Raw genomic sequence first — 12965 nt, forward strand, 5'->3', positions numbered from 1 at the left:
ATTACAGCGCAGCCAACGGTCTCGGCTATCAGGGCGGCAACCCACTCGCCCCCGCAAACGGCTACCTGCGCCTGATCCAGGACGGCAAAAACACCCTGCTCCAATACGACGAAGATGGCGCTGCCGGCAAAAACTACACCTGGCACACAGCAATCACCCTGCAAAACGTGCTGGCCACCGCCGTCAACGGCAACAACTTCAAAGGCCTGTCCATCGAAGGCACCGCCGGGGCCGATACCCTCACAGGCGGCTTTGGTGTCGACATCCTCAACGGTGCCGGCGGCAACGACATACTCAACGGCGGTCAGGACGCCGACTCCATGACCGGCGGTCTCGGCAACGACACCTACTACGTCGACAACCTCGGCGATGTGGTCATCGAAAAGCTCAACGAAGGCACTGACACTGTGCTCTCCACGGCCAGCGACTACACCCTGTCGGCCAACGTCGAGAATGGCCGCATCACCACTGGCAACGCAGCGAACCTCACCGGCAACGCTCTGAATAACGTGATCTACGCCGGCACAGGCAATAACAAACTGTCTGGCGGTGCAGGCACCGACACCCTCTCGTATCTGTACGGCGTCACCGGCAGCAACGGCGTGAAGGTCAGCCTGGCCAGCACCGTAGCGCAAGCCACGGTGGGTTCAGGCACCGATACCCTCACAGGCTTCGAGAACCTGACTGGCTCGCGCAACAACGACAGCCTCACCGGCTCCAGCGGCAATAACGTGCTGGATGGCGGCCTGGGTAACGACACCCTCGTCGGCGGCGCAGGCGATGATACCTACGTGATCAACAGCAGCAGCGACGTCATCATCGAGAACGCCGGTGGCGGCACCGATACGGTCAATGTGCAGTTCAGCGGTTACACACTGGGCGCCAACATCGAGCATGGCCGCATCAGCACCACGGCCGCCGCCAATATCACCGGCAACAGCCTCAGCAACACCCTTTATGCGGGCGCGGGCAATAACGTCATCATGGGCGGCACCGGCACAGAGATCGACACCGCTTCTTATGCCGATGCCGCTAGCGCGGTCCGGGTTAGCCTGGCGATCACCACGGGGCAGGCCACGCTGGGTTCGGGCACCGACACCCTGATCAATATCGAGAACCTCACCGGCTCGAACTTCAACGACACGCTGACCGGCAGTGCCGGCAACAACGTGCTCAATGGCGGCGCCGGCAATGACAGCATGGCCGGTGGCGCTGGCAACGATGTCTACTACGTGCACCAGAACGCCGATGTGGTCATCGAAGCCGCCAATGCGGGCACCGACACCGTGTACAGCTACGCGACCAGCTACACGCTGAGCGCCAACGTCGAGAATGGTCGCATCCTCGCCACCACCGCTTCGAATCTGTATGGCAACGCCCTGAACAACGTCATCCATGCCGGGTCTGGCAATAACGTCCTGGCCGGCGGTGCCGGTACCGACACGCTGTCTTATCTGTACGGCGTCACCGGCAGCAACGGCGTGAAGGTCAGCCTGGCCAGCACCACGGCACAGGCTACCGGCGGCTCCGGCTCCGACACCCTGTCCGGTTTTGAAAACCTGACTGGCTCCGGCAACAACGACAGCCTCACCGGCTCCAGTGGCAATAACGTCCTGGATGGCGGCCTGGGCAATGACACCCTGACCGGCGGTGCCGGCGACGACACTTATGTGATCAACAACAGCAGCGACGTCATCATCGAGAAAGCCGGCGAAGGCACTGACACGGTCAACGTGCAGTTCAGTGGCTACACCCTGGGCGCCAATATCGAGAACGGCCGCATCAGCACCACGGCAGCCGCCGACATCACCGGCAACAACCTCAGCAACACGCTGTATGCCGGCGCCGGCAACAACGTCATCATCGGCGGCACCGGCGCAGAGATCGACACCGTGTCTTATGCCAGCGCCAGCAGCGCAGTCAAAGTCAGTCTGGCGATCACTACCAGTCAGGCCACACTGGGCTCGGGCACCGATACCCTGGTGAATATCGAAAACCTCGTCGGCTCGAACTTCAACGACCTGCTGACCGGCAGCGCCGGCAACAACGTACTCAACGGCGGCGCAGGTAACGACAGCCTCTCGGGCGGCAATGGCAACGACACGCTGATCGGCGGTGCCGGCAAGGACACCCTCGTGGGTGGTGCTGGCAACGATGTTTTCGACTTCAACGCCGCCTCCGAAACCGGTATCACCAGCGCCACCTGGGATGTCATTTCAGGCTTTGTTCGTGGCCAGGACAAGATCGATCTATCGACCATCGACGCCAACACCACGACCCTCACCAATGACGCCTTCGATTCGCTGATCGTCGGCGCGGCGTTCTCGGGGCGCTTCACGTCGGTGGGCGATCTGTATTTCGACAACAAGGCACAGGTGCTGTATGGCAACATCGACGCCGACGCGGACGCCGAGTTCGCGATACAACTGATTGGCGTGAGCACCTTGAGCACGGCCGATCTGGTTCTCTGACTTAACTTGCACCCGGGAAGGTGATCGATTAATGCGCTACCTCTTCATTCACCAGAACTTCCCGGGCCAGTTTCGCCATGTCGCCAAGGCGCTGGCCGATGACCCGCAAAACGAAGTCATCGGCCTTGGCGAGACGTCCAACCTCAAGGCGCGAGGCGTGTTGCACCCACGCATTCGCTTGCTGGGCTATCAGCGCGGCACCGGCGGCAACAAGCAGACTCACCACTACCTGCAAGACTTCGAAGGACACGTGCGCCGTGGGCAAAGCATTGTCCGGGTGCTGTTGATACTGCGCGATGACGAAGGCTGGCAGCCGGATGTCATCGTCGCCCATCCCGGCTGGGGAGAAGGTCTTTTTCTGAAAGACATCTTCCCTCAGGCGCGGATCATTCAGTACTTCGAGTACTACTACCACGGCACCGGCGGCGATGTCGGTTTCGACCCGCAATTCCCCAGCAGCCTGGATGACCGGCTGCGCGTACGCCTCAAGAACAGCACACAACTGCACAGCCTGATGGGCTGCGACCAGGGCATCTCGCCGACCCGCTGGCAGCAATCGCGCTACCCGGCGGATCTGCAACACAAGATCGAGGTCATCCACGAAGGCATCGATACACAGGTCGTCAAACCCGCACCCGACGCCTGGGTCGACATCAACGGCCAACGCTTCCAGCCGGGCGACGAGGTGGTCACCTATCTGGCGCGCAATCTGGAGCCTTACCGCGGATTCCACACCTTCATGCGCAGCCTGCCCAGGCTCCAGGCGCTGCGGCCGAACGCCCGAATCATCATCGTCGGCGGCGACGGCGTCAGTTACGGCGAACGCTTGCCCGAAGGCCAGACCTACCGCAAACGCTACTGCGCCGAAGTGCAGGACAAGGTCGACTGGAGCCGGGTGTTCTTCGTCGGCACACTGGCCTATGCCGACTATTTGAAGATCCTGCAAATCTCGGCCGCGCACATCTACCTGACCTATCCCTTCGTACTCTCGTGGTCGATGCTCGAAGCCATGGCCGCCGGCTGCCTGCTGCTGGCGTCCGACACCGCACCGGTCACTGAGGTCATCGAAGACGGTAGCAACGGCCTGCTGGTCGACTTCTTCGACCCTGAGCGGCTGGCCGAAACAGTCGCCGAGGTGCTGGCCGATCCTGCGCGCTACCAGACACTGCGCGACAACGCACGCCAGACCATCGTCGAGCGCTACGACCTCAAGAGCGTTTGTTTGCCGCGGATACTGGATAAATTGCGCGGCTGAGTCTCCTATACACCCGCCCAATCCTTGGTATCGGCAAACCACTCCACCAGAAAATCCAGCAACGTACGCAGTGCCACCGGCATGTGCTTGCGTGAGGCGTACACCGCATGAATGCCCATGCTGACCGGTTGGTGATCGGGCAATAACGCCAACAACCGCCCGCTGCGGATCAACGGGGCGACAAGGTAAGCAGGCAGCAAACCGATGCCCGCATGATTGAGTACGGCCTGCATCAGGGCCACCGCATCGTTGCTGCTGATGGTGCCGCTTACCCTCACCGCCAGCGGCTCGCCGTGACGCTCGAAACGCCACAAGGCATGATCGTGATAGGCATGGGTCAGGCAGTTGTGGCGCTCCAGGTCTTCGGCCTGGCTCGGCGCGCCGTGGCGCTGCACATACTGTGGCGAGGCGCAGACCATGGATTCACAACGGGCCAGGCGCCGGGCGATCAGTTGCGGGTCGATGTCGTCGCTGATGCGGATCGCCAGATCGATGCCTTCCTCGACCAGGTTGACCGTGCGATCGAACAGTTGCAGGTCGACGTTGACCCGTGGGTAACGCACCACGAATGCAGCCACTGCCGTCGTCAGTTGTGCCTGGCCGAACGAGGTGCTGCAGGTCAGGCGCAATTGCCCGCGCGGCTCGTCCTCGGGCTGTGCGACACACGCCTGAATATCTAACGCCTGCTCCAGCAGGCGCCGGCATCTGGGCAACACCTCGCTGCCAATACTGGTCAGCGTCAGCCGCCGCGTGGTGCGGTGCAACACGCGCCCGCCCAGCCAGGACTCCAGATCCTGCAGGCAGCGCGACACCACAGGCCGCGACAACCCGAGCTTTTCGGCCGCCGCCGTCTGGCTGCCGCATTCGACCACGGTGACAAACACCTGCATGGCGAGCATTCGGTCCATTCTATTCGTCCGTTTTGCGCAACAAACATGGCGGGAATCTAGCATTTTTCTTATCGATTACAGCAACTATCGTTTGCACTCCCTGCATTGGAGTCCGTCATGTCCAAATCCTTTCTTTCGCCCCTGCTCGCCAGCCTGTCCTTGAGCCTGAGCGCCAGCGTATTTGCCGCCCAACCGTTGAAAGTCGAGCCCTATAACCCTGGCCACGACGCCATTTTCCCGGTGGCTTCGGTGCTGGTCACCGGCGAACATGACGCCATTCTGATCGATGCCCAGTTCGGCAAGGGTCAGGCCCAGAAGCTGGTGGAGAACGTGAAGCGCAGCGGCAAACAGCTCAAGAGCATCTACATCAGCCACGGCGACCCGGACTACTATTTCGGCCTCGACACCCTGGTTGCCGCCTTCCCGAATGTCGAGGTGCTGGCCAGCGCACCGACCGTCGAGCACATTCAGCACACCATGAAAGACAAGCTCGCCTATTGGGGCCCGAAACTGGGCAGCGACGCGCCGGGCAAGCTCATCGTGCCCAAGGTGCTCAAGGGCAATCGTCTTGAGCTCGAAGGCCAGGCGCTGGAAGTGATCGGCCTGGATGGCCCGCAGCCTGATCGCAGCTTCGTGTGGATTCCGTCGATCAAGGCGGTGGTCGGCGGCGTGGTGCTGTCGAGCAACCAGCATGTGTGGATGGCCGACACCCAAAGCGCCAAGTCGCATCAGGACTGGCTGGCCACGCTGGCCAAAATCGAAAGTCTGAAACCGTCGATCATCGTGCCGGGCCATGCCTTGCCCGGCGCTCAAGGCCCGGCCGAATCGCCGGCGTTTACCGCCGACTATATCCGCACCTTCGACAAGGAAACGGCCAGGAGTAAAGACTCCAAGGCGCTGATCGACGCCATGAAAGCGCACTACCCGGGCCTGGGTGAAGAGTCCAGCCTGGAGCTGAGCGCCAAAGTGGCCAAGGGTGAAATGAGCTGGTAATCGAACCCTGTTTGTAAGCGATGCACATACCGCCCGGGCCCAAGAAGCCTGGGCGGTAATTTTTCTTGTATCGATCAAGGCAATTAGCCATTATTAATTGTCCTACAATAAAAGCTCGCCAAGCCCCCTGCTTGTTCCAACCGTGAACAACATTCAAGCAGCCTTGCTTTCGGCAAAGGCCCATCCAGTGGTTTCCAGTTCAGGCATTCAACGGCCTGTCCGGGCGAAGCCTGTCTCATCAGACGCTGTTTCAAAATCCAGTCCGAACCTGAACGTTTCTGTGACCTGGCCCATGGCTCATGTGCGCCGGATATGACTTTAAAACTGCCAAAAGGAAGATGTATGAACTTAAGGAACTTGCCCGTCGGAAAACGAGCCGCGCTCATTTTCCTGCTGTTGGGCGCCCTGGTCCTGGCCATGGGGCTGACCGCGCTGTTTCAGGCCAAGCGCATGGACACCGCCACCGATGAAGTGCGTGAGGTCTGGTTGCCTGCAGTACTGGTGCTGGGGGATATCGGTACCAATCTGGGCCGGGCCCGGGCCGTGACCTTGCGCAGCGTGCTGCAGGACGACCCCGTCGAGCGCAACAAGAACGTCGCCCTGGTCCACGCCATCAACCAGAGCCTGCCCAAGGACATGAAGGCTTACGAAGACACCATTCAGGTGCCTGAGGACCGTGCCCTGTTCAACGATTTTCGCGCTCGCAGCGAGCGTTACCATGACGTGCAGAAAAAGACCCTGAACGCCATCGAGAACGGTCGACGCGATGAGGCCATAGCGCAGATAAACGGCCCATTGGCCGAGTATGCCGACGCCATGATGACCTCGCTCAATGCCCTCAGCCGCTACAACGCCGATGGCGCCATTGCCTCGTCCAATGTCAGCAGCGATACCTTCGATGAGGCCTTCGTCATTATCGTCTGTGCCTTGCTGGCCATCCTGCTGGCAATGATCGTCATCGCCGTTGCCCTGACCCGCAGCATCGTCAAGCCGTTGGCCGATGCCGTCAGCGTGGCCGACCGGGTTGCCAGTGGCGACCTGACCCAGAACATTGTGGTCAGCGGCGCCGATGAGCCAGCGCAATTGCTCACTGCCCTGAGCCGTATGCAGCACAACCTGCGCGACACCATCAGCCAGATTGCTGCGTCGTCGGACCAACTGGCTTCGGCCTCCGAAGAACTGCACTCGGTCACCGAAGACGCCAGCCGTGGCCTGCATCAGCAGAACGCCGAGATCGAACAGGCCGCCACCGCCGTCAACCAGATGACCACGGCCGTCGAAGAAGTGGCGAGCAATGCGGTGATCACCGCCGAAGCCTCCAAAGACGCCGACAAGAGCACCGCTGAAGGCCGCGACAAGGTCAATCAGGCGCTGGAGTCGATCCAGTATCTGGTCGCCGATGTAACGACCACCTCCGATGAAATCGAACAACTGGCCGGTCGGGTCAACGAGATCAGCCGGGTGCTGGACGTGATTCGCTCGATTGCCGAGCAGACCAACCTGCTGGCCCTGAACGCCGCCATCGAGGCAGCCCGTGCCGGTGAAGCCGGACGCGGCTTTGCCGTGGTGGCCGACGAAGTGCGTGCCCTGGCCTACCGCACCCAGCAGTCGACCCAGGAAATCGCCAGCATGGTTGGCGGCATCGAGTCGGGCTCCGAGCGTGCCGTGGGCGCAATGGCCAGCAGCCGCCAGCGGGCCGACACCACACTGGAGGTCGCTCGCGCAGCCAACGACGCACTGGCCCTGATTGCCGAGTCGATCACCTCGATCAATCAGCGCAACCTGGTGATTGCCAGCGCCTCGGAGCAACAGGCACAAGTCGCTCGCGAAGTGGACCGTAACCTGGTGAATATCCGCGACCTGTCGCTGCAGACCTCTGCCGGCGCCAACCAGACCAGCGCGGCCAGCCAGGAGCTGTCGAGCCTGGCCGTGGGTCTGAATGCCATGGTTTCGAAATTCCGGGTCTGATCCTTTTCGCCAAAGCGCTGTCAGTAATGGCAGCGCCATTTCCAGTTATGGCTTACTGCATACTCCTTCGCTGACGGTCCGCTCACGCATGCTCAATATTCGCCCTGCTTCCATCCCTTCATGGCTGCGCCCCGTGTTGCGGCCCCTGCTTGATCCTTATCGCCGTTACCGCCATGCCCGCCTGATCCACGCCGCACGCATCGCCGTCGGCTTGCTGGTGTCGATCCTGCTCACCAGCGGCCTGAACCTGCCCCATGGCGAATGGGCCTCGGTGACCATGCTGATCGTCATTGGCGGCCTGCAACACCACGGCAATATCCGCAAAAAGTCCGTCGAGCGTGCTTATGGCACCTTGATTGGTGCAGGGCTGGGGCTGCTGGTGGTGGTGCAACAGGGCTACCTGGAAATGTCTCTGCTGACCTACTGCCTGATGTCGGTGATGTGCGGTTTCTTTGCCTATCACGCCATCGGCAAGGGCGGTTATACCGCGCTGCTGTCGGCCATTACCCTGTTTATCGTCGCCGGCCACGGCATCAACCCGATCAGCGACGGGCTGTGGCGCACGGTGGATATCCTTATCGGTATCGCCCTGGCGCTGGCGTTTTCCTTCGCGCTGCCGCTGTATGCGGTGTTCTCCTGGCGCTACAACCTGGCCAGCGGCCTGCGCGATTGCGCCAAGGTGTATGGGCGCATCAACCAGGGCCAGTCGGTGACCGCCGACGAACACCTCAAGCTGACCGCCAGCCTCAACGCCACCATGCTGCAACTGCGTTCGCTGCTGCCATCGGTGTCCAAGGAAGTGAAGATTTCCATGGTCGAGCTGGACACCATGCAGAGCCAGTTCCGCATGTGCCTGAGCCTGCTGGAGATTCTCGGCAATAGCCGCCCGGCCAGTCCGGGGACTGAACTCAAGGCCGCGCTGGATGCCGATTACCGCCAGAACCGCCGGCGCCTGCTGGGCATGGCCAGGGCATTACAGACCGGTGCCACCGAACACCTCAAGCGTAATTTCGAACCGGCGACGCCAGCGGTGATTCCGGCAGAACTGACCGGTTACCGGCTGATGACCCAGCAACTGACCCACACCCTGGAACAATTGCAGGCACGCCTGGACAAGACCGCGCGGCGCTGGAAGCTGTAAGACCTTATGGAAAATAATTTTTGGACCAAGATTGATTCAGAATTTATATTCCACTACTGTCGATCCCATTCCGATTCAAACAACAACACGGACAGGATCACCCCATGAAACGAGTCTTGCTCGGCGCCTGCGCGCTGGCCATGTCGATGGCGGCCCATGCAGAGCTGCGGATCGGCGTCACGGTCGGCAATCTGGATAATTACATTTCCTATCTGGTCGGCGCCATGCAGGACCAGGCCAGGCAGTCGCCTGACGGCGTGCGCCTGCAAGTCGAAGACTCGGCCAGCGATGTTGGCCGTCAGCTCAGCCAGGTTGAAAGCTTTATCAACCAGAAGGTCGACGCGATCATCGTCAACCCGGCCGACACCGCCGCCACCAAGCGCATCACCGACAAGGTCAAACAGGCTGGCATCCCGCTGGTGTACGTCAATAGCCGCCCCGAGGTCGACACGCTGCCCGACGGCGTGGTGTTTGTCGGCACCGACGAACGCGCCATCGGCCGCATGCAGATGGAGTACCTGGCCGAGAAGATGAACGGCAAGGGTAACCTGGCGATCATCCTCGGCCGCCTGGCGCACAGCGACACCCGCAAGCGCACCGACGGGGTCAAGGATGTGCTGGGCAAATACCCGGACATCAAGGTCGTCGAACAACAGAGCGGCGACTGGCAGCGCGACCAGGGCATGAACATCATGAACAGCTGGGTGGTATCGGGCGAGAAGATCGACGCCGTCGCCTCCAACAACGACGAAATGGGCATCGGCGCGGCCATGGCGCTCAAGTCCGGCGGGCAATCAAATGTGCTGGTCGGCGGCATCGACGGCACCCCCGATGGCCTGATGGCGATCAAGAACAGGATGCTCACCGTCAGCGTCTTCCGCGACCCGCTGGCCATGGGCGCCAAGGCCGTCGACACCGCGCTGGCACTGGTCAAGAAACAACCGATACAGGGTGATGTGTGGCTCGAAACCCAGTTGGTGACGGCAGAGAATTATCAACAGTTTGTGCGTAAGTAATCGCCGTCGGGTCGGGTAATCTCCTAACATGCACGGCCCTGTCAGGAGATGCCCTTGTCCACCCTTCGCCCCCCCGTTCTCGATGAAATCGATCGTCAGTTGATCGCCGCCTTGCAGCTCAATGCTCGCGAGAGCGTCGCGGTGCTGGCCCGGCAACTGGGCATTGCGCGCACCACGGTGACCTCGCGCCTGGCGCGGCTGGAGAAAACCAGAGTCATCACCGGCTATGGCGTGCGCCTTGGGCAACGGGTCACCGATGGCGGTTTACAGGCGTATGTCGGCATCACCGTGCAACCGCGCTCCGGTAAGGAAGTGCTGCGCCGGCTCAGTTGCCTGGCCCAGGTCCAGCAACTGTGCGCGGTCAGTGGCGAGTTCGATTACGTGGCCTGGCTGCGCACCGATTCGCCCGAGCAACTCGACCAGTTGCTCGACCTGATCGGCAGCGTCGATGGCGTCGAAAAGACCACCACTTCGATCATCCTCAGCAGCAAGGTCGACCGCAGTCAGCCGGTCTGATTGAGCTGAAATCGTCATAGTGACGCACACCTTCGTCATATCGACGTATCAATCGACAGATCGACAACACATTGCGCCTTATTAACGTACGCACACCTGCCTAGACTGTTTGCTATTCGTGTACCCCGCAGTCGACCAGGGCCGTCAGTCATGAAACACACTCGCCACCGCGCAGACGTTGAAAAGCCGATCACCATGTTCGGCCCGGATTTCCCTTTTGCCTTCGACGACTGGATTACCCATCCGGCCGGGCTGGGCAGCATTCCTGCCGAGCATCACGGCAGCGAAGTAGCCATCGTCGGTGCCGGAATCGCCGGCATGGTGGCCGCCTATGAACTGATGAAGCTGGGCCTGAAGCCGGTGGTTTACGAGGCGGCACAAATGGGCGGCCGCTTGCGCTCGCAGGCCTTTGAAGGCGCAGAAGGCATCATTGCCGAACTGGGCGGCATGCGCTTTCCGGCCTCAAGCACCGCCTTTTACCACTATGTCGACAAGCTCGGCCTGGACACCCAGCCCTTCCCCAACCCGCTGACGCCAGCCAGCGGCAGCACCGTGGTCGATCTGGAAGGCAACACTTACTACGCCCAAAGCCTCAGCGACTTGCCAGCCCTGTTTCAGGAAGTGGCCGATGCCTGGGCCGATGCGCTGGAGTGCGGTGCGCAATTTGCCGCGATCCAGCAGGCGATCCGCGACCGCGATGTACCGCGCCTCAAAGCCTTGTGGAACGAACTGGTGCCGCTGTGGGATGACCGCACCTTCTACGACTTCGTCGCCACCTCCAAGGCCTTCGCCAAACTGTCGTTCTACCACCGCGAAGTGTTTGGTCAGGTCGGCTTCGGGACTGGCGGCTGGGACTCGGACTTTCCCAACTCGATGCTGGAAATCTTTCGTGTGGTGATGACCCACTGCGATGAAAACCAGCACCTGATCGTCGGTGGCGTGCAGCAGGTACCGCTGGGCATCTGGCGTCATACACCGCAGCGCTGCGCCCACTGGCCAGCCGGCACCAGCCTGTCGTCGCTGCACCACGGCGCGCCGCGCACCGGGGTCAAGCGTATTGCCCGCAGCGCCGACGGACGCCTGGCGGTCACTGACAATTGGGGCGACACCCGCCAGTACGCAGCGGTGCTGACTACCTGTCAGAGCTGGCTGCTGACCACCCAGATCGAATGCGAAGAATCGCTGTTCTCGCAGAAGATGTGGATGGCGCTGGACCGCACCCGCTACATGCAGTCGTCGAAAACCTTCGTGATGGTCGACCGGCCATTCTGGAAGGACAAAGACCCGGAAACCGGCCGCGATCTGATGAGCATGACCCTCACCGATCGCCTGACGCGTGGCACTTACCTGTTCGATAACGGCGACGACAAGCCGGGCGTTATCTGCCTGTCGTATGCGTGGATGAGCGATGCACTGAAGATGCTGCCGCAACCGATCGACAAGCGCGTGCGCCTGGCACTCGATGCGCTGAAAAAGATCTACCCCAAGGTCGACATCGCCGCGCACATCATTGGTGACCCGATCACCGTGTCGTGGGAAGCCGACCCGAACTTTCTCGGTGCCTTCAAGGGCGCCCTGCCGGGGCATTACCGCTATAACCAGCGGATGTACGCGCATTTCATGCAACAGGACCTGCCCAGCGAGCAGCGCGGCATGTTCCTGGCCGGCGATGATATTTCCTGGACCCCGGCCTGGGTCGAAGGCGCGGTGCAAACCTCGCTTAACGCGGTGTGGGGCATCATGACCCACTTCGGCGGCCGGACCCACGCCGACAATCTGGGGCCAGGCGATGTATTCCATGAAATCGGCCCGATTGCGCTGGGCGACTGACTTGACGAGGTGCTTATGCGTATTGCCCTGTACCAATGCCCACCGTTGCCGCTGGAGGTCGACGCCAACCTGGCGCGCCTTGCCCGCCAGGCCGAGGCGGCAGCGCAGCAAGGTGCGCAGTTGCTGGTGTGCCCGGAGATGTTCCTGACCGGCTACAACATCGGCGCACCCGCCGTGCAGCGCCTGGCCCAGCCCGCCGACGGCCCGGCGGCGCAGCAGATTGCCGACATCGCCCGCCGCACCGGTGTGGCGATTGCCTATGGTTACCCCGAGCGTGGCGAAGACGGCCAGGTGTATAACGCCGCCCAACTGATCGACCGTCATGGCGCGCGGCTGGGCAATTACCGCAAGACTCACCTGTTCGGTGATCTGGACAAGAACATGTTCAGCGCAGGAGGCGATCAGTTTCCACTGATCGAGCTGGACGGCTGGCGCCTGGGGCTGCTGATTTGCTACGACGTGGAATTTCCGGAAACGGTACGGCGTCTGGCGCTGGCGGGCGCCAACTTGATTCTGGTGCCGACGGCGAACATGGTGCCGTTCGATTTCGTCTGTGAGGTCACCGTGCGCGCACGGGCTTTCGAGAACCAGTGCTATCTGGCCTACGTCAATTACTGTGGCAGCGAAGACACGGTGCATTACTGCGGGTTGAGCAGCCTCAATGGCCCGGACGGCAGCCGCCCGGTGCTGGCGGCTCGGGACGAACAGCTATTGATCACTGACCTGTCGGGCCAAGGCATCGAAGCAGCGCGGGCGCTGAATGACTATATGGCAGATCGTCGCCCGTCTTTGTATCGCTGATCAGCGTTTAGTCCGAGACGACCCTTTGCTGGAGACTACACTTTGCCTGAGGCCCGGCAATCCCTGAGCGGGCACTGTGTCTGG

10 protein-coding genes and 1 pseudogene are annotated in these 12965 nt (G+C 61.5%); 10 read left to right on the forward strand and 1 reads right to left on the reverse strand.

Features of this window, described 5'->3' with window-relative positions:
• The coding region (locus ACYP2A_RS02120; RefSeq protein ID WP_459742327.1) for a beta strand repeat-containing protein at positions 1-2471 on the forward strand (2471 nt) is incomplete at its 5' end.
• Positions 2472-2502: 31 nt separating this feature from the next.
• Positions 2503-3726: a glycosyltransferase family 4 protein gene (locus tag ACYP2A_RS02125; RefSeq protein WP_459742328.1), complete on the forward strand. Its 1224-nt coding sequence runs from the start codon at positions 2503-2505 to the stop codon at positions 3724-3726.
• A 5-nt stretch (positions 3727-3731) separates the two neighbouring features.
• Here the strand turns inward: ACYP2A_RS02125 and ACYP2A_RS02130 are convergent, their stop codons facing one another.
• Positions 3732-4634 carry a LysR family transcriptional regulator gene (locus ACYP2A_RS02130; RefSeq protein ID WP_459742330.1) on the reverse strand — a complete coding sequence of 301 codons (903 nt, stop codon included), beginning with the start codon at positions 4632-4634 and terminating at the stop codon, positions 3732-3734.
• 99 nt (positions 4635-4733) lie between these two features.
• On the opposite strand from ACYP2A_RS02130, the gene ACYP2A_RS02135 reads away from it, so the two are divergent.
• The 8 genes and pseudogenes from ACYP2A_RS02135 to ACYP2A_RS02170 all read left to right on the forward strand — a co-directional run bounded on the left by ACYP2A_RS02135 (position 4734) and on the right by ACYP2A_RS02170 (position 12881).
• Positions 4734-5609, forward strand: a complete 876-nt coding sequence (locus ACYP2A_RS02135; RefSeq protein WP_459742332.1) for an MBL fold metallo-hydrolase — start codon at positions 4734-4736, stop codon at positions 5607-5609.
• 342 nt (positions 5610-5951) lie between these two features.
• A pseudogene (locus ACYP2A_RS02140) lies at positions 5952-6722 on the forward strand (MCP four helix bundle domain-containing protein); the annotation flags it as partial.
• Positions 6714-7577: a methyl-accepting chemotaxis protein gene (locus tag ACYP2A_RS02145; RefSeq protein ID WP_459742679.1), complete on the forward strand. Its 864-nt coding sequence runs from the start codon at positions 6714-6716 to the stop codon at positions 7575-7577. The pseudogene ACYP2A_RS02140 and the gene ACYP2A_RS02145, both read left to right, overlap by 9 nt.
• 88 nt (positions 7578-7665) lie before the next feature.
• Positions 7666-8718 (forward strand): FUSC family protein, encoded by a 1053-nt coding sequence (locus ACYP2A_RS02150; protein ID WP_459742333.1) that lies wholly within the window; start codon positions 7666-7668, stop codon positions 8716-8718.
• A 104-nt stretch (positions 8719-8822) separates the two neighbouring features.
• Positions 8823-9734, forward strand: a complete 912-nt coding sequence (locus ACYP2A_RS02155) for a substrate-binding domain-containing protein (RefSeq protein WP_459742335.1) — start codon at positions 8823-8825, stop codon at positions 9732-9734.
• 48 nt (positions 9735-9782) lie between these two features.
• Positions 9783-10250, forward strand: a complete 468-nt coding sequence (locus ACYP2A_RS02160; protein WP_459742337.1) for an Lrp/AsnC family transcriptional regulator — start codon at positions 9783-9785, stop codon at positions 10248-10250.
• Between the two features lie 150 nt (positions 10251-10400).
• On the forward strand, positions 10401-12080 hold the full coding sequence (locus ACYP2A_RS02165) for a flavin monoamine oxidase family protein (protein ID WP_459742339.1): 1680 nt from the start codon (positions 10401-10403) through the stop codon (positions 12078-12080).
• Positions 12081-12095: 15 nt separating this feature from the next.
• A complete protein-coding gene (locus ACYP2A_RS02170; RefSeq protein WP_459742341.1) occupies positions 12096-12881 on the forward strand; it encodes a carbon-nitrogen hydrolase family protein in 786 nt (261 codons plus the stop codon).
• The last annotated feature ends 84 nt before the right edge of the window (positions 12882-12965 follow it).

This window comes from Pseudomonas sp. 3A(2025) (assembly GCF_054589175.1).

What these genes read in the sequence shown, in the direction of transcription:
- ACYP2A_RS02160 (WP_459742337.1), top strand. Translation starts at nt 9,783, where the DNA reads ATGCCCTTGTCCACCCTTCGCCCCCCCGTTCTCGATGAAATCGATCGT.
- ACYP2A_RS02165 (WP_459742339.1), top strand. Translation starts at nt 10,401, where the DNA reads ATGAAACACACTCGCCACCGCGCAGACGTTGAAAAGCCGATCACCATG.
- ACYP2A_RS02150 (WP_459742333.1), top strand. Translation starts at nt 7,666, where the DNA reads ATGCTCAATATTCGCCCTGCTTCCATCCCTTCATGGCTGCGCCCCGTG.
- ACYP2A_RS02130 (WP_459742330.1), bottom strand. Translation starts at nt 4,634, where the DNA reads ATGGACCGAATGCTCGCCATGCAGGTGTTTGTCACCGTGGTCGAATGC.
- ACYP2A_RS02135 (WP_459742332.1), top strand. Translation starts at nt 4,734, where the DNA reads ATGTCCAAATCCTTTCTTTCGCCCCTGCTCGCCAGCCTGTCCTTGAGC.
- ACYP2A_RS02170 (WP_459742341.1), top strand. Translation starts at nt 12,096, where the DNA reads ATGCGTATTGCCCTGTACCAATGCCCACCGTTGCCGCTGGAGGTCGAC.
- ACYP2A_RS02155 (WP_459742335.1), top strand. Translation starts at nt 8,823, where the DNA reads ATGAAACGAGTCTTGCTCGGCGCCTGCGCGCTGGCCATGTCGATGGCG.
- ACYP2A_RS02145 (WP_459742679.1), top strand. Translation starts at nt 6,714, where the DNA reads ATGCAGCACAACCTGCGCGACACCATCAGCCAGATTGCTGCGTCGTCG.
- ACYP2A_RS02125 (WP_459742328.1), top strand. Translation starts at nt 2,503, where the DNA reads ATGCGCTACCTCTTCATTCACCAGAACTTCCCGGGCCAGTTTCGCCAT.